The sequence below is a fragment of the Chryseobacterium sp. MFBS3-17 genome, from assembly GCF_020687745.1.
Lineage (GTDB): Bacteria > Bacteroidota > Bacteroidia > Flavobacteriales > Weeksellaceae > Marnyiella.
In genome coordinates this window covers 21,738-41,729 of record NZ_JAJEWK010000009.1, presented here as the reverse complement: position 1 = coordinate 41,729, position 19,992 = coordinate 21,738, and the positions used below count along the sequence as shown (strand labels likewise).

Annotated in this window: 15 protein-coding genes; 2 read left to right on the top strand and 13 right to left on the bottom strand. The window is 45.1% G+C overall.

The features are described 5' to 3' along the window. Positions 1 to 37: 37 nt before the first annotated feature. Both LKO26_RS06805 and LKO26_RS06800 read right to left on the bottom strand, forming a co-directional pair. Positions 38 to 2,455, bottom strand: a complete 2,418-nt coding sequence (locus LKO26_RS06805) for a prolyl oligopeptidase family serine peptidase (protein WP_227587106.1) — start codon at positions 2,453 to 2,455, stop codon at positions 38 to 40. A 305-nt stretch (positions 2,456 to 2,760) separates the two neighbouring features. Further along, entirely contained in the window at positions 2,761 to 3,819 is a 1,059-nt protein-coding gene (locus LKO26_RS06800) for an NAD(P)-dependent alcohol dehydrogenase (RefSeq protein WP_227587105.1), read from the bottom strand. A gap of 415 nt (positions 3,820 to 4,234) precedes the next feature. On the opposite strand from LKO26_RS06800, the gene LKO26_RS06795 reads away from it, so the two are divergent. Both LKO26_RS06795 and LKO26_RS06790 read left to right on the top strand, forming a co-directional pair. Next, positions 4,235 to 5,980, top strand: a complete 1,746-nt coding sequence (locus LKO26_RS06795) for a sensor histidine kinase (protein WP_227587104.1) — start codon at positions 4,235 to 4,237, stop codon at positions 5,978 to 5,980. Then, on the top strand, positions 5,958 to 6,608 hold the full coding sequence (locus tag LKO26_RS06790) for a response regulator transcription factor (RefSeq protein ID WP_227587103.1): 651 nt from the start codon (positions 5,958 to 5,960) through the stop codon (positions 6,606 to 6,608). The genes LKO26_RS06795 and LKO26_RS06790 overlap by 23 nt, the downstream gene beginning before the upstream one ends. Before the next feature lie 375 nt (positions 6,609 to 6,983). Here LKO26_RS06790 and amyA read toward each other — a convergent pair whose 3' ends face one another. From amyA to LKO26_RS06735, 11 genes are all read right to left on the bottom strand, one after another. Next, entirely contained in the window at positions 6,984 to 8,474 is a 1,491-nt protein-coding gene (amyA, locus tag LKO26_RS06785; protein WP_227587102.1) for an alpha-amylase, read from the bottom strand. Positions 8,475 to 8,603: 129 nt separating this feature from the next. Further along, positions 8,604 to 10,046, bottom strand: coding sequence for a pyruvate kinase (gene pyk, locus LKO26_RS06780; RefSeq protein WP_227587101.1), 1,443 nt, complete (start codon positions 10,044 to 10,046; stop codon positions 8,604 to 8,606). Next, positions 10,039 to 10,509 (bottom strand): IPExxxVDY family protein, encoded by a 471-nt coding sequence (locus LKO26_RS06775; RefSeq protein WP_227587100.1) that lies wholly within the window; start codon positions 10,507 to 10,509, stop codon positions 10,039 to 10,041. Before LKO26_RS06775 ends, pyk begins: the two co-directional genes overlap by 8 nt. Continuing rightward, positions 10,484 to 11,248, bottom strand: a complete 765-nt coding sequence (rnc, locus tag LKO26_RS06770; protein ID WP_227587099.1) for a ribonuclease III — start codon at positions 11,246 to 11,248, stop codon at positions 10,484 to 10,486. Before rnc ends, LKO26_RS06775 begins: the two co-directional genes overlap by 26 nt. 9 nt (positions 11,249 to 11,257) lie before the next feature. Continuing rightward, the gene (gene fabF / locus LKO26_RS06765; protein ID WP_227587098.1) at positions 11,258 to 12,502 is read right to left on the bottom strand and encodes a beta-ketoacyl-ACP synthase II; all 1,245 of its coding nucleotides are present in this window, start codon (positions 12,500 to 12,502) and stop codon (positions 11,258 to 11,260) included. Positions 12,503 to 12,531: 29 nt separating this feature from the next. Then, on the bottom strand, positions 12,532 to 12,771 hold the full coding sequence (locus LKO26_RS06760; RefSeq protein ID WP_227587097.1) for an acyl carrier protein: 240 nt from the start codon (positions 12,769 to 12,771) through the stop codon (positions 12,532 to 12,534). Positions 12,772 to 12,974: 203 nt separating this feature from the next. Beyond that, on the bottom strand, positions 12,975 to 13,937 hold the full coding sequence (locus LKO26_RS06755; RefSeq protein WP_227587096.1) for a DUF2931 family protein: 963 nt from the start codon (positions 13,935 to 13,937) through the stop codon (positions 12,975 to 12,977). A gap of 79 nt (positions 13,938 to 14,016) precedes the next feature. After that, a complete protein-coding gene (locus LKO26_RS06750) occupies positions 14,017 to 15,645 on the bottom strand; it encodes a phospholipase effector Tle1 domain-containing protein (RefSeq protein ID WP_227587095.1) in 1,629 nt (542 codons plus the stop codon). A 3-nt stretch (positions 15,646 to 15,648) separates the two neighbouring features. Next, positions 15,649 to 17,607 carry a type VI secretion system Vgr family protein gene (locus LKO26_RS06745; RefSeq protein ID WP_227587094.1) on the bottom strand — a complete coding sequence of 653 codons (1,959 nt, stop codon included), beginning with the start codon at positions 17,605 to 17,607 and terminating at the stop codon, positions 15,649 to 15,651. A 211-nt stretch (positions 17,608 to 17,818) separates the two neighbouring features. Further along, positions 17,819 to 18,226 carry a type VI secretion system tube protein TssD gene (gene tssD, locus LKO26_RS06740; RefSeq protein ID WP_227587093.1) on the bottom strand — a complete coding sequence of 136 codons (408 nt, stop codon included), beginning with the start codon at positions 18,224 to 18,226 and terminating at the stop codon, positions 17,819 to 17,821. A 254-nt stretch (positions 18,227 to 18,480) separates the two neighbouring features. Then, complete coding sequence (locus tag LKO26_RS06735; RefSeq protein ID WP_227587092.1) at positions 18,481 to 19,845, bottom strand: hypothetical protein; 1,365 nt, start codon at positions 19,843 to 19,845, stop codon at positions 18,481 to 18,483. Positions 19,846 to 19,992: the final 147 nt, after the last annotated feature.

Here is a 19,992-nt window from a genome sequence, read left to right as displayed (position 1 = left end):
CAAGACGCGGTTTATTATTATTTTCAGAAAGAACAAATTATTTACCCTTGTTTTTCACGTATTTCTCCAGCCACTGGTCTTGCTCCCAGATGACGTGCAAAATGCTTTCTTTGGCAGCATAGCCGTGAGATTCTTTGGGCAGCAGCACCAGACGGGCAGGCGCCCCGAAACCTTTCAATGCATTGAAATAGCGTTCGCTCTGCATGGTATACGTACCGGAATTATTGTCATCATTCCCGTGAATCAGCAGCAGTGGCGTTTTCATTTTATCGGCACTCATAAACGGCGACATGGTATTGTACACCTGCGGTGCTTCCCAGTAGTTGCGCTCCTCACTCTGGAATCCAAATGGCGTCAGGGTACGGTTATAGGCACCGCTTCGGGCAATTCCGGCCGCAAAAAGACTGGAATGAGACAGCAGATTGGCCGTCATAAAGGCACCGTAAGAATGGCCGCCCACCGCCACCCGGTTGCGGTCTATATATCCCAGTTCATCTACGGCATCAATGGCCGCTTTGGCATTGGCTACCAGTTGTGGGATAAAGGTATCATTGGGCTCCTCTTTTCCTTCGCCTACAATCGGGAAGGCAGCATCATCCAGCACAGCATAGCCGCGGGTTACCCAGTAAATGGGAGATCCGTAATGCGGAAAAGTAAATTCATTGGGATTGGTAGTCACCTGTGCGGCACTGCTTTTATCTTTATACTCTGCAGGATATGCCCACATAATCATGGGCAGTTTTTCCTTTTTCTTCATGTCATAACCCACCGGAAGATATAAAGTTCCCGAAAGTTCCAGTCCGTCCTCGCGCTTATACTTAATGACTTCCTTATGTACATTTTCTATGGCGGTAAATGGATTTCTGAAATGGGTCACCTGCACGGGTGCTTTTCGGCTCCGGATGTTCTTTACAAAATAATTCGGATATTGATTGGGGGATTCCTTGCGAACCAGAATCTCCCCTTTTTTCACATCCAGCACAGAGGTAATGTCCTCTTTTTCACGGGTAAGTGCCGACTGGTACAAACGGTTGCTCTTCAGCGTACTTAGGTTCAGCTGATCGATGAACGGAAATTGTCCTTTTTCGGTAAACCCTTCTCCCAGCAGTAAAATCTGGTCGTTCTGAATGTCCATCACATATTGCCCGAATTCATTTCTTTTGGTTTCCGGACTGCCGGGATCACTGTATTTATCCTGATAATTCCGGTCCCACAGGATTTTGGGTTTCTGCGTAAAATCCGAAGGATTCAGGATATAGGTCTTGGAGTTCCGGGTATTCCACCAATAATCCGAGAGTAAAGCGAAACGGTCATTGCCCCAGGTAATTCCGGAAAATCTTCCGATGGTTTTGGCTACAGATTGCGGTGAGCCGGTAAACGGTGCTGCAATCTGGAACACCTCATCACGGAATGGCGTTTCCTGAGCCGGGTCTCCTCCATCCAGTGCTTCTGCATAGACCAGTGTGGCGGCTTTATCGGCCCGCCACTGTACAGCGCGCTTACCGGTCTGCACTGCCATAAAGCCTTTGGGTAAGTCTTCCAGCAGCGGGGTTTTAGAAAATTCTGACACCGGTTTCCCCTCTTTGTCATAAATGGTGGTGGTCACCGGGAATCTGCTGAGCGGCACAATATACGAATAGGGTTTTTCTATGGTGGAAACCATCACATAATTGCCGTCCGGCGAGAAGGAAATGCTGCGGTAGATGGCTTTATTTTTCCAAAGAACCGCATTTCCGTTCAGATCTACCTGATACAGTTCGGAGGTGGTAAGGATATCGAAATTATCTTCATCTGTTTTACTGGTGAGTAAATCCTGGTAGGTTCTGTTTTGCGCCAGACTGCCGTCACTTACGGTCACCACAGGTCCCTGAGGCAAAGCCGTTTTGGGATCAGTCAATGCAGGTTTGTCTTGGGGAAGCATGCGCACCAATAGGGATTTCCCGTCCTTGAACCACGTGATCGGACTTCCCAGATTGGCGTTGGCACGGGCATCTGTAAGCTTTTTTGCGGTTAAAGATTTAAAATCTGCCAGCCAGACTTCTACTCCGCCATCGGCGGTATGGGTGAAGGCCATCTGTGTTTCATCCGGGCTCCAGGAGAAATGGGCCAGTCTGGGGTTCCGGGGCAAGCCTTTAAACTGCTGCAGTTCCCGGTCTTTCAGTTTCCGGTACTGCAAATTGTTGACATAGGTAATGGTACTTGAGATATTGGTTTTCGGGTTGATGCGGAGTCCGGCCAGGCGCATCTCTTCTTCCGAAAGACCGGCGATGGTTTTATAGGTGTCGCGGTACATGAACACAATCTGTTCCTTTTTACTGTCCATAGCGACAGACGGTGCCCGCTGATAGTCTACCAGCTCCCTGATTTCTGCGGGAGGAACCTGATAGGTAATATCTTCCTGTGCAAAGCCGAAACCTGCCAGCAAGACAAAAAGCAATGAAGTCATTTTTTTCATGAGTCTCTGTTTAAGATCAAGGGTAAAAATAAGGAATTAAAGTTGAAGAAACGAAACTCGTCTCACGTCAGACAACTTATATTATGGTAGAAGAAACCTTTTTTGGAAGAAGTACGCCGCGCGAACCTAGCCCGGATGGCAGGGGCTACCCCGCACAGATTACCCACGGTTAAAACCGTGGGCAATCTGAAGGAGTAATAGCGTACAGCCGGTGAGAAAGGTGTGTCCACAACATCACGCCATGCTCTTGATTATCTGATACTTAAAGCAGCTATAGTCTTTTACAGGCTGACAGACGAGAGGATTTATCCTTTCAAACTTTGCATATCAATGACAAAACGGTAGCGTACGTCGCTTTTCAGCATGCGTTCGTAGGCATGGTTAATGTCCTGCATTCTGATCATTTCCACCTCCGGCAGAATATTATTTTCCCCACAAAAATCCAGCATTTCCTGGGTTTCCCGGATGCCTCCGATGACCGAACCGGCTACCGAGCGCCGGCCGCCAATCATGGGTGAGGTAAGTAATGCTTCATCCATTTTCCCGATGTATCCCACCAAAACCAGAGTTCCGGCAACTGCCAGCGTGGAAATATACGGATTGATATCATGGTCATACGGGACCGTGTCTATAATGAGGTCAAATTTGCCCTTTGCCGCTTTCATTTCATTTTCGTAGGTGGAGATGATCACCGCATCGGCACCCAGATTCAGTGCATCCTGAATCTTATTCGGACTGCGGGAGAAAAGGGTTACCTCTGCACCCAGACCTTTGGCCAGTTTGATGGCCATATGACCCAGGCCGCCCAGACCCACCACCGCAACTTTGGTCCCGGGGCCGGCATTCCAGTGTTTCAGCGGTGACCAGGTGGTGATCCCGGCACACAGCAAGGGCGCTACAGCCTTCAGATCCAGGTTTTCAGGGATTTTCAGTCCGAAAGCTTCATCTACCACCACCTTCTCAGAATATCCGCCAAAGGTATGTCCACCCAGAAACTCATCCCGGCCGTTATAGGTTCCCACAGAACCATTCAGGCAATATTGCTCCAAATCTTTTTTGCAACTGTCACACTCACGGCAGGCATCTACCAGACACCCCACACCGGCCAGGTCACCCACTTTGAATTTTGTGACTTCTGAGCCCACGCGGGTAATTCTGCCGATGATCTCATGGCCGGGCACAGAAGGATATTTGGTGCCGCCCCAGTCATTGCGGGCCGTATGCAGGTCACTATGGCATACGCCGCAGTACAGAATATCGATTTCTATATCTGTGGGATTTACCTCCCGGCGGTCAATCTGCATTTCTGACAGGTCATCATCTTTACTGGGCGTGCCAAAAGCCTTTACAGGGAATGTCTTCATACTTCTGAGTATTTATGCTGTTAATTTCATTCAAATGTACAGCAAATCTCACGATGCTGCAGAATAAGCCTTATTAAAGTTTTCTTAAAAATATTCGGTTTCTGCGCTTCTGAGCCCGGAAGAATATTTCTCCCGATTCTCTGCAGGCATTTAAAATTTCGGGATCAGGCCTTTGTTGTAACAATAGATACACAACCTCTGAATCGGCTTATGCAAAATATATTCTTCTCATAGACAAATATCTACGAGCGTATAGAGTTCATTCTATACCCGAAAAGAGATTGAACGAACATCCATTAATATCTTTGTATAGCATGAATCTTTTAGTAACTGATAAAAATCTGCTTATGACCACCTGTATACTGGAATTTTATCGTTACTTTTAGTACAATGAAAATACCTGAGAAAAGAAATAATGCAAAAAGCAAATAATCCAGACACGCCACTGAACTTCAGATACAGAAAAATCATTCATTTTTCTCTCATTGGTTGTTTACTGCTGATCCAGTTGCTCATTGCCGGATTTTTCTATAACGAATTCCGCACCGGCAAAAACAAAATCTATATGGAAAACCGGCTGAAAGAAATTACAGCATTGGAAAATCTGACTCAGAACTCCAGGGAAAATTTGCTGAATGTTCAGGATTACTTTCAGAAATACCTGAAGACCGGGGACAAGTCCCACCTCAACGCTTATTTCGAATCCATAGGGAAACTTACCGGCAAGCTGGACAGTATTCAGAATCTCAAATTTGAGGATCCGAAAATCAACAGCATACTGGCATCCAGGAAAATAGATTCAATGAAACTGGAAGACCTGAAAATACTGATTGATTCCACACAGGAATATACCACAAAAACAGGTTTTAAGCTAAGGGAAGAAATGCCGGTATTTAATAATTTTTTTTTGGAAGAAACCCCGGAAACCTTTGATGTAACCACCGAAACCTACACGGATTCTGTAAGGAAAAAGAACCTTTTCGGGAGGCTGGGTGATGCCATCACCGGCAAGGAAACGGTTCGCAAAGACAGTACGGTGGTGACGCTGAAATCCGGAAAAACCCCTGCCGCCCAGCTGAAAGAAAATCTGGATCATATGGTGGGAACCATCAACAATCATTACCATAAGGAAACCCGCCGTTTTATTACGGCTGCCGGCAAAAACCAGGACAACAGCATCAAATTCTATGAAACCTTCAGCAGGCTGATGGCGTACAGCAATGCTGTGATGTCCATTTACGAATCTGCTGTAAAAAACTCTAAAACAGAGATTGAAAAAGAGTATGAAAAACTGACTTCACAGAAAAACAAAATCAGGGAATACCTGATCATCGGAGCCATGATCCTCATGTTTATCGTATCCCTCCTGATATTACTGCTGACCAGAATTGCGTTTCTGTATGAAAAAAAACTGAAAGCGGCCTCCAGACAAATCAGCGAAAATTTAAAATTCAAAAACAGAATCCTGGGAATGCTGAGCCATGAAATGAGAGCCCCGCTGAAAAATATCGGCCTGTTTATGAACCGGATCAAGAATAAAATAGAGGATGAAAAAATAAAAGAATATCTAAACTCGGTCAGTTATACCAGTAACACATTAATGATGCAAGCCGGCCAGATTCTGGAATACACCAAAAACCAGCAGGCAGAAAACCGCCTGATTCCCGTATATTTTAATCTGAAGGAAGAGGTGAATGCCATCTTCAGATCCATAACACCCTATATTGAAAGCCGGAATAACCGGTTCATTACGGAGGAAAATATACATCCGGAAACAATGGTGTACTCTGATAATGCCAAGATTAATCAGATTTTTATGAATATTCTGGGGAATGCCAATAAATTTACCGAAAACGGAACCATCAAAGCGACTGCCCACACAGAAAAAACCGGCGAAAACAATTTGCTGTTCACGGCAACGGTAAGCGATACGGGAGCCGGAATTTCAGACGCTGATCTTCAAAAGATATTTGAGCCTTACTACCAGGGCGTCCTGTCTAAAGATGTAGAAAACCTGGGTGCCGGACTCGGCCTGAGCCTGTGCAAAGAACTGGTGGAGTTGTACCCGGGAACCATTTCTGTACAGCGAAATGCGGATCAGGGTACTACTGTAACTTTTTCCATTAACCTTAAAATAAATGATGACAGAACTGCCTCCTAAAAGCCTCACCTTCTTACTGGCAGATGATCACGCCATGATCCGGCACGGCCTGGCCATGCTGATTGATGATATTCACCCGGATCATCAGCTTATTCATGCCTCAGATTTAAAAAACATAAAACTCATTCTGCAACAGGACAAAGTAGATATTGCCATACTGGATGCCTCTTTTCCCGACGGAAACTGCCTCAGCATTCTGCCGGAACTGCGCCGCAATAACCCCGGACTCGTCCTGCTGATTTACAGCGGTATTGATGAAACAACACATGCCCTGCAATACATCAATGCCGGTGCCAATGGTTTTCTGAGTAAATTAAGTGAGGATCACGAAGTAGAATCTGCCTTGCGGCAACTCATCAAAGAGGGTCGGTACCTTTCTGCACAGACTCAGTCACTGCTCATTCACTCCCTGCAGAACCCGGCTTTGGTAAACCCCTTGTCCTGCCTTACCGACCGTGAGCTTGAGGTAGCCCTGCTCTATGCGGGCGGAACCGGAAATATAGAAATCGCAGCGCAGTTGAACATCAAGCAAAATACCGTGAGTACACTAAAAAAACGGGTATTCGAAAAACTAAAAATAGACAATATTGTACAACTAATCAGCCTGATCAACGATTACCGGCACTGAATAGTATACATGATCTGTAGACAAATATCTACAACTGTATAGACGCCTTTCTAAAGGAAATTCCGGATATACATGATGATGTATATTATCTTTGTACTCATAATCTTTAAGAGAGAAAATTCATTTTTTTCTGCTAAAGATTAAAGCACAACTGTTCATATAAGATTTTGACCACATCACTCTTTCTTCTTTTGGGAAAGTTTTTCGTGTTTTTTTTGGGGAGTTTGTAAAATTGAAAACACACGTGGTCAGACTTTCATTCTCTTTACAGAGCGTATTGCTCTGTAAGAGATGTTAGTCACCGATAGCTCATCTGATGAGAAAAAATTTCAGAACAGGATAACCGCATTTTGCCATGCGGTTATTTTTTTGTACTCAGACTCCGGATTCTATTGCCGAAACCGGTACCCAGACCGAAACATTTCCTGCGGGAACAGGAAAATTCCCCCAGCCGTTTTCATCAATCTCCACTTCATGGTCAAAGCGCTGCAAATAGTCATAAAAATGCTGTCCTGCATAGGGCATTCCCATTTCCATTGGTTTCTCATAGGCATCCCTGTTGCTCAGCACCACTGCACAGCCAGCATGATTTTCATCTCCCTCCCGGGTCCAGCCCAGGCAATTGGCATCTTCAAAATAATCCCGCTGAAATCCGTACGCAAATAACTTTCTGACTTTTAATAACTCCTCTATCTTTTCTGTTTTCTGCATAAAGATTTCATGTTCCAGGCCATCCTCACCGGTATCCCGGTATTGTGCCCCATATAAATCGGGATAAAATACGCAGGGCAGTCCGCTTTCCCTTAGCAGAATCAGCGCATAGGCCAGCGGTTTGAACCAGTTTTCCACCACAGATTCCAGTTCCTGCAGGGGCTGGGTGTCATGATTTGCCACGACCGTCACAGAGAGCATCGGATTTTTCTCGGTCAATGTTCCCCGGAAGATGTTCCGGAGGTCATATGCTGCGCCTTGGCGGGAAGCCTCATGAAAGTGCCGTTGAAGAGGCGCATCAAACAAACTCATGGATCCCTGTATAACCGCTATGTATTCTTCCAGCAATTCCGGCTGTCCCGCATTCCAGTATTCGCCTACGGCAAAGATATTTTTACCAGTATTGGATCGCAACAAGGTAAGCCATTCGCGATAAAAATCCGGCGACTGATGTTTCACGGCATCCAATCTGACGCCGTCAAAACCAATCTGATCATGGTACCACTTTCCCCAGGCATTCAACTCTTCTCTCACAAAAGGATTACGATGTTCGATATCATTGAACATGAGATAGTCATAGTTCCCCTTCTCATCTCCAACCATTTCTTCCCAACCCTCGCCATGATCATGTAAAATCCGGAAAATCCCTTCATGGTTTTCTGCATGATCCACACCGGAAAAGCATGTAAAATCCCATTGAAAATCCGAATAAACATTGTTCCGTCCCGGGAAAGTAAATCGGGTATAACTTTCTATTTCTACCGGTTCGGATTCGGCATCTTCCCTGTTTTCCGGATTTACCCGCACCGCCATGAAGCGCTCTTTCTGGTCTCCGTGTGCTTTGTGATTCAGTACTATATCTGCCATAACAGCAATACCGGCTTCCTGCAATGCTTTGCAGGCAGCAAGATACGCTTCTTTGGTTCCGTACTTGGTCGCTACGGATCCCTTTTGGTCAAATTCGCCCAGGTCATACAGATCATAAGGATCATAGCCTACGGAGTAACCCCCGTAGGCACCCTTAAAAGCCGGCGGAAGCCACGCCATAGAAATGCCCAGTTCACTTAGTAAGGGAACTGATTCCTGCAGGTTTTTGTAGAAAGTGCCGTTTCCTTCGGTATACCAGTGGAAAGCCTGAAATAATGTAGGGTTCATATGGGAAGATTTAAATATAAAGGTACGTAAATACTCCAAAAATGATGCAGATGTAGATTCATAAAATCTTAAGGACAAAAAATCCTCAGAAGGATCTGAGGATTGCAGATTGGCCGTGTGACCATTCCCTTATATGGTAGTGAGTCTCAGCGTATTGGTTCTGCCTCCTTCACCAGATGGTGTGGCATTCAGGTTGATTACAAAATCGCCTTCATCTACATAACCCAGTTCATTCACCATTTTATTTACATGCACAATGGTTTCATCAGTGGTTTGTACATCATCATAATAATAGGCACGGACACCCCAAAGTAAATTGAGCATGGTGGTTACCCTGCGGTTGGAACTGAAAACGATGATATGCGAATTGGGCCGGTGAGAAGAAATCTGAAACGCCGTATAACCGGAATGCGTGAGGGTGATGATGGCTTCCACATCTGTACTTTTTGCAATGCGCACTGCAGCCAGACAAATTCTTTTGGTAATGAAACGGTCATCTATACAATTATATTCTTTTTCTATAGGCTCATTTTTGTGAATATAAAAATTGGTACTTTCTATGTTTTTCACAATTTTGGTCATATTTTCAACCACCTGTACGGGATATCTTCCTACGGAAGTTTCCCCGGACAGCATCACGGCATCTGCACCGTCCAGCACCGAGTTGGCCACATCATTCACCTCTGCGCGGGTTGGCGTAAGGCTGCGGATCATGGTTTCCATCATTTGGGTAGCGATGATGACCGGCTTGGCATAAGCTCTGGCTTTTTCTACCAACATTTTCTGTATGGCGGGAACTTCTTCCATGGGAACTTCTACCCCCAGGTCTCCCCGTGCCACCATCAGCCCGTCACATTCCATTAAAATCTGTTCGATATTCTTTACCCCTTCCGGTTTTTCTATTTTAGCAATAATAGGAATTTTCTGACCCTTCGGGTGTTCTTTCAGAAGATTCTTGAGGTCAATGATGTCTTGTGCGTGGCGCACAAAGGAAAGGGCGATCCAGTCCAGATCAAGTTCCATAATGAAACGGGTATCTGCTATGTCTTTCTCGGTAAGTGCCGGAAGGGATACATGGGTATTGGGCAGGTTCACGCCTTTTTTGGAACTTAGCGGTCCCCCTTGTATGGTTACGGCTTTCACGGTATCTGTTTCGTTGGTTTCCAGCACCTGCAGAACCAGTTTACCATCGTCAATGAGAATGCGTTCTCCGGCTTTTACGTCTTTCGGAAAATCCTGATACGTCATATACACCACGGTAGAGTCTCCTTCTATTTTTTCATTGGTGAAGGTCAGAACATCTCCCGGGTTCAGATAGGAACCTTCTTTCACCACGCCTACCCTCAGTTTCGGGCCCTGCAAATCTCCCAGGATGCCTACAGATGATCCCAGTTCCTGATTGATTTCACGGATTAAGCGGACATTATTGCGAACCAACTCATAATCAGCATGTGAAAAATTTATCCGGAAAATATCTACCCCTGCTTTCACCAGATCAGTCATAATTTCTTTAGTGGCTGTGGCGGGTCCCAGGGTTGCAATGATTTTTGTTTTCTTAAGGTATTTATTCATAGTACTGAATTATTTGGTAAAGCGCGTCATCTGCACTCAGAAAGAGGTCTTGTCTCTGAAAGCACAAGTTTTCCGGTAGCAAAATTACGGAAAAATCGGCATATGTATCGGGTGTGAACAAGATATAATCTGCATCCGGATGCAGGGGCATCAGCCAGGAAGTTTCTTGTTCATCCGGAAAGAGGACATCGCTGATTTTTTTCTGAACGCTCTGCACGGAGCGGTTACCGAAAAAGTGAAAACACACCTTGCTCTCGCGGCAGTATCCGCGGAACACTACAAATGAATAGGTGAAGTAGCTGCCTTCCAGCACCAGATCATCAATTCTTTCAAAGCAAAAGCGGTTGTGTTTGTTGAGCAGGTAAAAAAACTCATAGTCGGGAATATCTTTCACCAGTCGTACCAGTGCAATCTGGCCCGCCTGCTCTTCGGGTTCCTCAAGTATTAGTTTTAGGTGCTCCAAGGATATTTTCTTTTTTGTTTAATACATAAAATGCGCGCTGCGCGGCTTTCTCTTCTGCTTTCTTCTTGGAAGATTCAGTTGCATTGGCTATTTTATCATCGTGCAGCCATAAGGTACAGCGGAACACGACATTTTTTCCGGCCTGAATTTCCTCGCAGGTTTCATAGCGGATGCTCACTTTCTGCTTCTGGCTCCACTCCAGCAATAACCCTTTGTAGCTTACGATCAGGTTTTCCAGTTTATTGATTTCTTCCGGTGTCAGTAGTCTTTCCAGAACAATATTCCGGCAGGCATCATATCCCAGATCCAGGTAAACGGCGCCAATCATTGCTTCGAACAAATTTCCGCAAATATTTTCACTTAAAGTGGCCGAACTGCCATTTTGTATAAACTTTTTCAGTTTCAGGTTTTCGCCGAGTTTATTGAGGTTTTTACGGTTTACGATTTTGGATTTCATTTGCGTAAGGTAACCTTCATTGGCTGCGGGATAGGTACTGAAGAGGTAACAGGAAATGATGGATCCCAGAATAGAATCACCCAGAAACTCCAGGCGTTCATAATTTTTATATCCGGGATTTTTTGAGGAGCTTTTCAGCGAAAAAGCTTCACGGTACAGACTGATATTCTGAATTTCGCGACCGGTAATGCGGTACATTTCCGAACTTAAATAATAGTCTTTCTCCGATAGAACTTTTTTTCTTTTTTTTAGGAATTTCCGGAAGTATTTTGATAACTCCATTCCACAAAATTACAGTTTTTTAAACAGGACGCATGCATTATGACCGCCAAAACCAAAGGTATTGCTCATGGCGACATTCACCTCTTTCTCTACTGCTTTGTGGAAGGTAAAGTTCAGGCGGCTGTCCAGATTCTCGTCATCTGTAAAATGGTTGATGGTAGGCGGAACGATGCCGTGAACAATAGTTCCTAAAGCTGCAATAGCTTCAATAACCCCTGCTGCACCCAGCAAGTGACCGGTCATTGATTTAGTAGAATTGATCTGGATATCAAAAGCATGCTCGCCCAGCAATTTGGATATTGCGTTGGATTCTGCTATATCTCCCAGTGGCGTAGAAGTACCGTGCATATTGATGTGATCTACTTCATCTGTACTGATTCCTGCATCATCCAGACAGTTTTTCATCACCATATGGGCTCCCAGTCCTTCCGGGTGTGGAGCGGTCATGTGGTAGGCATCTGCACTCATGCCTCCTCCTTTAAGTTCTGCGTAGATGGTAGCACCACGTTTTACAGCGTGTTCATATTCTTCCAGGACGATGCATCCTGCACCTTCACCCAGTACGAAACCATCGCGGTCTTTATCAAAGGGTCTGGAGGCTGTTTTGGGGTCGTCATTTCTGGTAGACAGTGCCATCATGGCATTAAATCCGCCCACACCACTTGCTGTTACGGCAGCTTCAGAACCGCCACATACAATGACATCTGCTTTTCCGAGCTGGATCAGCATTTTGGCATCAATAAGTGCGTTTGCAGAAGATGCACATGCAGAAACTGTGGTATAGTTGGGTCCGTGAAAGCCGTACTCTATAGAGATGTGTCCCGGAGTAATATCGGCAATCATTTTTGGAATAAAGAATGGATTAAATCTTGGGATTTCAGAGTTTGCCCAGCCCAGCACTTCCGTTTCGAAGGTTTCCAGACCGCCAATTCCGGATCCCCAGATGACACCGATTCTGTTTTTGTTTACCTGGTCTTCTATAATTCGTGAATGTGCTACGGCCTCACGTGCTGCAACCATTCCGAACTGGGTATTCCGGTCCATTTTTTTTGCTTCCTTTTTATCAAAGTGCTGCAGCGGATCGAAATTTTTAACTTCGCAGGCAAATTTTGTCTTGAAATTTGTGGCATCGAAAAGAGTAATAGGAGCAGCACCACTCTCACCTTTCACAAGGTTTTCCCAGTATTCCTGCGCATTATTGCCAATAGGCGTTAAAGCACCAAAACCAGTAACCACTACTCTCTTCAATTCCATAAATAATTTAATTTTCTGTTAAAGAAATACTATTTGTTAACTACTTCTTCAATGTAAGCAATCGCGTGACCTACGGTAGTAATTTTTTCTGCCTGATCATCAGGAATCTGAATATTAAATTCTTTTTCGAATTCCATGATTAATTCTACAGTATCTAGAGAATCAGCTCCTAAATCGTTAGTGAAGCTAGCTTCTGCAGTAACCTCTGTTTCTTCAACGTCAAGCTTATCAGCGATGATAGCTTTTACTCTTGATGCAATGTCTGACATAGTAATTTAAATTTTTAATTATTGTTAATTGCTGCAAATATATAAAATTCTTTAGGATAAATAATTTTTTTATATTTTTTTGATGAAAAAATCGGCCGTTTGTATTGAGTATCAAGCCTAAAATAAGTACAACGGTTCACCTGATTGTTCGTGTTCGTTTTGTATTGGATAAAAGATTAATCAACAGGAAATTTAAAATTGCTTCAATACATCCGTATACTGTCTGTTTCCAAAGGCTGTCCGTTGAGCGTAACTTCTATGCTGTTGTTATCTGCCGCTACTTTAAAACCCAGTTGATTTTGTTGTTGTCCTCCTTTTTTAAATGCTGTATTGGACTTTTCCCAGTTGAAAAATACGGTGGCAGAATAGTTCTCTTTGTTGTTTGACTCCCAAATGAAGTTAATAAACTTGGGAACAGCTCTATCTCTTTGTCCGGGATTCACCATAAATGGCTGGTAGAGATTTTCATGTTCTCCATTGTAATAACTAATGCCGTTTTCTAACAAGTGGAAATCTTTGTTTTCCGAACTTATTGCAGGCTTCCAGTTGTATTTGATGCGATAGTTATCCCATTTCTCCGGAGATGCATCAGGAATTAAATCCCTTTCCTTTACTTCCGTTCTGTTCATGGACCAATTCGCAAAAAGCTTTTTCTCCAGTTCCTGATCATCCTGTATCACTTTCGCCTGATAGCGTCCGATTTCTATTTGCATGCTCCCCGCATAACTGATCCAAACCACCACCATCCCTTTAGGGGCAAAGCCAAAAATAAGATCGGTCATACTGCTGTAAGGACTGTCATAACTGTCATAAGCAATCTTCTTTTCTGATAAAATATATGGTTCAAAAGATTTTGAATATTGATCGGCATACCCTGCCATGTACGCTCTCCTGAGCAGATCCTTCATCTTTTCTGAAGGAAAATCCACATCCAGATGGTAAAAGGTATCTTCATAACCGGCATAATAGATAATATCTGCGCCGATGGGTGTTCCGTGCTGCTCTGTCCAGCCCTTGCCGGAATCGCCCCAGCTGCCGGAAGTACCTCCATAAGGGAGATGAGCCGCCACGCCTTCTAAAGTTTTAATCCTGTCTGAGACAAACTCTATTCTATACTCATTTGCCGGATGGCATATCATCACATTATATTCCGGTAGATTCTTCATATCCATCTTTTTATTTTGACATTGTGCCAGTGAAAACACGCACAGCAAACTTATGAACTGTATAATTTGTTTTTTCATATTATCCGTGTTGTATGGTTCTTTTGCGCTGAGAAACCGGAAGCGCTCCGGATACATTCTCTCCATTTACGAACAAATCACCGTATTCCACAGACCAGTGCAAATATCGGTTGCGCAGTCTTTTCAGACTTTCCTCTTCTATATAATCCTCATAACGGATGTTTTTAATATCCTCAATATAATTACCTACAGTTCTGCCCTCCACATAATCATTTCTTTTTTGGTTGCAGGCATTCATATAACCCAGTAGCTGGCTGTAAGAGGTGCTTAAAGTGTCACCTGTAACTGCATGCATTCTACTGATAACATCTTCCATATATTTCACCTGAAATTGTTTAGAGTAATGAAACATCATATTCAGCGGTATTTTGTCATAATGGTTAGAGAGCACTCTTTTCCCTGTCACAGTATAAGACGAAGTCAGATGCCTTTTTCCCGGCGACATTGATTTTGGACCGGCTTTGATGCTGATTTCTTCGGAATTGTACCAACCCTCGGAAATAAGCAGCTCTCGGAATCGCTCACATTCCAGCCGATTTTTGCTTGTAAACAGTTTTTTCGTCTCATACCGGAAACGGTCGTCACGCTCTTCATTTCCGTTCCGGTAGGCACCACCAATATCCGAATGTACGCCGGGAAGGGTAAATTCCAGACCATGCAGTGCAGCACTGTTGATATTGGTAAGCCGGAAATTCTTTCTGTACTCATTATCTGAAGCCAGCTGGAGGACAAAATAGGCTCTGCTGATGCTGTCCAGTCCCAAATCTGAGGTATCATTTTTATGCAACACCCCGTAGGAAGCTACCGTATCGTAAAGCCCTACGAAATTAACAACTATTTTTTTAACTGCAAGTCCCTTTTTCATCAGACAAGCCCCAAAATATCCATACTGATTGATAAAATCTAGTTTTGTACCATCATCATCAGTAAGGACAAAGGAAGCGTCAGGAATATTCTTCGGTGGAAAAATCTGTAAAACCGATCTCCCGTTACTGTAGGAGACAGAAGGCGGAGTACCTGCCACATGCACAAAGTGCCGTGCAGCTGCAGCACCACGACTGAACCCATAAACATTGACTTTGAGAGTATTGATATTCTTAATGCTGGATTTCTTTATAAAGTTGCCCACTTTATCTGCTCCTTTCATGCATCCTTTCGTTACTTTTCCTACTACACCAGTTTCGCCGGAACCCAGCGCTTGTCCCGGGAAAAGATTATCGCCCTGAAGATCGACAGTTCCGATTCCTTCGATATATTCTGCCACTTGATTCTCTGCATCTGAATCTATGGCATCATATCCTTTGGCTACATTGGAAAATTCGTTTTCGAAGCTGTCATTTTTTTTATTGCCTTCTTCCTGATAATGGATACTGTTTGCTTTCCGGGCTTCGGTGTTGGATTTATTGTTTCCGGTACCGTCAAAAAACAGATTCAAGGTCACATCTATGCTGTTCACAGGTTTATCTGCGTCATGTACTTCATCTGCGTTATTATAGCTCACACCGGTTTCTGCACCCTTCTGCGCCACAGACTCAACAGCATTATTGCTTACAACACCTTTGGATTTTACAATATGATTCCCACCGGTTTGTAATTTTACCTGACCTTCTACAAAATATTCGATGCTCATGATCTAATAATTTTTAGATTGCTCCCCACTATTATTCTGAACTTCTTTTTCGGAATGCTGCTCTATTTTTCCCTGACTGCTTACTTGCACCCCTTTCAGGGTAGTCAGTTTGTGTTCTTTCTCGCCAAAGAACTCCATATCTCCTTTAATGTACTGGGTAAGTTTGCCTGTAACATTCGTAAAAAAACTGCCGGCAACCGCGACATTTTTCATAGCACCCACACTCTCATTATAATTCATGGTGACCGTATCGGATTTATTCATCCCCACGGTATTGGTCTGGTTGGCTCCCACGGTGGTGGTCATATTCTGTCCTACACTGATATTCATATTGGCGCCGGCCGTAAGATTGATATCTTTGGGTGCGGTGACAGAAATATTTCCGTTTCCGTCCATAAAATAAGTGTTTCCGCTGGGATCCAGAATGGTAACGCTTTTTTCAGCATCATTCATCAGTACCCGGATTCCGCTTTTCGTCTGAATGGATCGCATATGGTTCTCCGCGCCCCCGCCCAGTCCTGTTTTGCCGTGGAACATGCCGCCCATTACAAAGGGCCGGTCCGGGTGGTGATGCACGAAGCCCACCATCACCTGATCGCCTACCTCCGGAATTGCCACGTAGCCCCGGTTCTGAGTGATCTGATCTGTGCCACCGGCATCGGGACTCATCATCCGGATGAAACTGGTGACCTCATGCAGTTGCCAGTCGAACTTTACCGCTACACGACCCTGTCCCAGAGGGTCTGCATTAGAGATTACCGTGGCCACCTGCGGCTGTGCGACCGGCTCGGTATATTCCGGTCTGGGCAGGTAACCCGTATCACTGGCTATGGCGGTAAAGCGGCCCTGGTAGCGACCCAGCTTGTCTACCTCGTGGCTGATTTCGGTAATCATCACCCGCGTGAAGTACGAGGTCTGATTGCTGGACTCCTTGCGCATCTGCACATCGGCCACGCAACCCGGGTACAGAAACGGAATGCTGGTATGGCCGCTGACACAGAAAACCTCTGCCGCAGCCATTCCCGCGCTGCTCTGCTGGGAATTTACCACATCCTTGTCCGTCACCGCACGGATGGGGGCCACCTGCCGGGACGGAGTTTTGTAAATTTTTTCATTATGGGCATAGGCCGTACGAGCCAGGTCACTCACGTGTTTCACCGGCGTCTCACCAGAGGTGAGCCGTGCATGGGCGCTGCTGTTATAGCCATAAAATTCCGGACGGGTATGTACCGCCTTCAGTTCTACTTTTATATCGCTGATGTTGCGCCCGTAGATCAGCTCTACCGGCTTGTTCCCGGGCGGAAGTTTGCCGAAGTGCAGCACCTCTCCGTCGTAATAAAACTGTTCCCCATAGGCAGCAGCCATGCGGCACAGGTAGTTATAATGGGTTTCCCGGTACTGCGCACTGTACACAATTTCTGAGTAGTCATGGGCATCTACGCGCACATCAAAACTCCGGGAATCGATTCCTTGTTTAATGACTTCCTGCGCAATCATGCTCAGTTGAACCGGTTCTTCGCCCCCGAAACTCTGCGTATGGGGTGCCCCGTCCAGCAAAATGGTAGGGCTGTACCCAGAGAGTACGATATTCCCCAGATTGCCCTGTTCCTGAAGGTAGCCCACCTCTGTGATGACTCCCACAAAGGTGCGCTCCGGACTCTGAGGCACATCTTTATAGGTGAAAACCACCGTGAGGCGCTTGCCCAGAAAATCATTGCTGGACTCCAGCAGGTGGCTCTCGCGCCCGCCCAGGGTGTCATGATCCAGAATCATCTCGAACCGGTGATGCCGCGTGCTGTGCTGCTGAAGTGAAAAATGCTTGAAGCCCTTCACCACCCTGCCATCTACCACCACCTTGAGTTTCACCACACGGTTGATGCCCGAAAGTTCGTTATCTTTAATGGCCGAAGCGCTGCTGTCCGGCTTATACTGGAATCCGTTTTTTGTAGAAGATGTCGCCATAGTCTGATGTTTTGTAAGGGGGGTTGATGAATTTTGAACTCGTTCAAAATAAATACTTTGGAAGCCACGGCCCACAGCCGTGGTTCACCGGTTCGCTGCGGTTGCACGGCCGTTCTCCCGCCGCATGTCCGCTACGTACAATAATCCCGATGTGCCCGCCACGCTGGTGCAGAAACATCAGGATTATTTTCCTTTGCTGTGCGGTACTGCGCTATGCGCCGGGCCAGATGCCGGCATAGGAGGCGGTGCCGTAGTCTATCCCTTCTGCACTCACCACAAAGGAAACCAGCATATTATTATCATTCAGCGCATCAAAATCTACTTCGTGCTGAATCACATAGCCGTTTTCCCACTTCAGCTTGATCAGTTCACCTTCTTCGTGGGCTTTGTTAAAGGTAATCTCGCCCACAGTGGGTTTATACTTGCCATTGAGTAGGCTCTCCAAAATCGTAGAACTCTCCGTAGCCTCTATGGTTACTTTGATTAAAGCATTAGACGGATCAGACGCCACGCGCCCCGAAACATCGGTCGTTCTGCTTACGCTGTAGTTCAGTTTTAATACTTTCTGGTCTTGGCCACCATTAAATCTTAGTAGCCCTCTGGAATTGTTTGCTGCCATAATGAATCACTTTTTTTTTAGTTAATTAATCTTATTGATTACTTCAAAGTTAATCACTCAACTCAACAATCATTGTAGTAATTTTACGACAAAATCAAGAAAAGATTACCGTTTAGCAATAAAAAGAAATAAAACACTGCAAATTCAGCAGAAAAAGCACGCGAACAGGCTACACAAAGGGCCTGAGAAGCGCTGCTTAAAAGAAGAATTCCGGCACAAGAATAGGAAAACCTCCCCATTACTTGTCAAAGACATCAATCTACGGGTGTCTTTGCCACCAGTTTACTACCCCCGGGTGCTGCTGCCAGATCGGCAGCCATTCCCTGAGCGAGGTCTACTCTGGCTTCTTCAGATAAAATGGTTCCCAAAAAAGGAATGAGGAACAGTGCTCCCTGAAAAGTATTGGATTTCAGATTTTTTAAACTTTGCGCAGAATGGTTTGCTGCAACGGTTCGACCGTCATCCACCATACTCGGATTCATTCTGCCCGGATTATAGTGCGAGGCGGCACTTCTCCACTCCGGATAGCGGCCATTATTCAGATCATTCAATAACTGTCTGGCCTGAGCATTGTTTCTCAACTGTTGCCGGGAGAGGCCTTCCAGACTTTGCAGCCGTCTCTGCAAATCCAGGTCTGCTGCATGAATGCGCCCTGACTCTACCACGCCGGTGATTTTGCCCGCCACAGAGACCGTTTTATACGACGAAACTTTATACCATGGCCCTTGTTCCTTTTTTACTTCAAGAATATCTTCGAAGTCCTGCACCAGATCATCCGGCTTTGACATCCCGAACAGATTATTCCGGTCTATATCTACGGTCTGCATCTCGCCGGTTTCCTGATTCATTACCACTTCAGAATGGTTGTTCATGCGGTCATAGGTAACATTATCTTTCACATCACCAAAATTTTCGTGCCCCCATCTCATGCCACCCTTTGCCGCATAGTTGATTCCGCTGAAAATGGCAAAACCGGCAATAAACCTGCCCCCCGCCATCCATACTTTCCCGGCCAGAGATGCAGCCCCAAATCCGGAAAATGCGGCAGGAAGAAAAAATCCGGCACCCAGAGAGGCCACCACATTGATGCCTAATTCCCATCTGTTTTTATTCGCAATAGAGCTGGCAGCTGCAGCGGCTGAGGCTTCATCAAAGAAAGGTGTAAGAATGCCACCATTCCCACATTTCAGGATAGATGAACGGGTAATGGCAGAGGCACCATTAATTTTCACACTGTTATGAGCCAGCAACCAGTTTCCACTGTTCAAAGGATCTGTACACTTATGTGTTACCGCCTGTATGGTCACAACAGCACCTGCTGCAAAAACAGCCGCACCGACACCAAAAGCAATCCACCCTACAGGACCCGATAAAAAGACAAGTGCGCCCACAGCAAGCCCTGCACCGAAAGCCAGCAAGGTACCCGCAAGATTGGCAGGAGACTTACAGGTAAATTCCACCATTACATTTTTGTCATCAACCGTAAGTATCGGCTGTTTACTGCTTTCATAAAATACATTTGCGCGGGTTCTGCTGTATGAAAATTTCTGCGGAGTTGCACTAAGTTGATTGGTACATACCGCAAAAACTTTGTCCTGAGGAATATATGATACTGCCATACCGTTTTAAATTATAAATTAGATATCCTGAAAAACACCACACTGATTGCAGTGCAGGTCACATTTCCGGTTAAATGATACTTTTCATCATTTTTAAATTCATGGCAAAAAGTAATCTCCTATTTATTTTTTGCCATTCTATTGCCC

Bases quoted from the DNA above. Each gene is read 5' to 3' on its own strand.
- LKO26_RS06805 (WP_227587106.1), bottom strand. From the start codon at position 2,455: ATGAAAAAAATGACTTCATTGCTTTTTGTCTTGCTGGCAGGTTTCGGC.
- LKO26_RS06800 (WP_227587105.1), bottom strand. From the start codon at position 3,819: ATGAAGACATTCCCTGTAAAGGCTTTTGGCACGCCCAGTAAAGATGAT.
- LKO26_RS06795 (WP_227587104.1), top strand. From the start codon at position 4,235: ATGCAAAAAGCAAATAATCCAGACACGCCACTGAACTTCAGATACAGA.
- LKO26_RS06790 (WP_227587103.1), top strand. From the start codon at position 5,958: ATGATGACAGAACTGCCTCCTAAAAGCCTCACCTTCTTACTGGCAGAT.
- amyA (WP_227587102.1), bottom strand. From the start codon at position 8,474: ATGAACCCTACATTATTTCAGGCTTTCCACTGGTATACCGAAGGAAAC.
- pyk (WP_227587101.1), bottom strand. From the start codon at position 10,046: ATGAATAAATACCTTAAGAAAACAAAAATCATTGCAACCCTGGGACCC.
- rnc (WP_227587099.1), bottom strand. From the start codon at position 11,248: ATGGAGTTATCAAAATACTTCCGGAAATTCCTAAAAAAAAGAAAAAAA.
- fabF (WP_227587098.1), bottom strand. From the start codon at position 12,502: ATGGAATTGAAGAGAGTAGTGGTTACTGGTTTTGGTGCTTTAACGCCT.
- LKO26_RS06760 (WP_227587097.1), bottom strand. From the start codon at position 12,771: ATGTCAGACATTGCATCAAGAGTAAAAGCTATCATCGCTGATAAGCTT.
- LKO26_RS06755 (WP_227587096.1), bottom strand. From the start codon at position 13,937: ATGAAGAATCTACCGGAATATAATGTGATGATATGCCATCCGGCAAAT.
- LKO26_RS06750 (WP_227587095.1), bottom strand. From the start codon at position 15,645: ATGAGCATCGAATATTTTGTAGAAGGTCAGGTAAAATTACAAACCGGT.
- LKO26_RS06745 (WP_227587094.1), bottom strand. From the start codon at position 17,607: ATGGCGACATCTTCTACAAAAAACGGATTCCAGTATAAGCCGGACAGC.
- tssD (WP_227587093.1), bottom strand. From the start codon at position 18,226: ATGGCAGCAAACAATTCCAGAGGGCTACTAAGATTTAATGGTGGCCAA.
- LKO26_RS06735 (WP_227587092.1), bottom strand. From the start codon at position 19,845: ATGGCAGTATCATATATTCCTCAGGACAAAGTTTTTGCGGTATGTACC.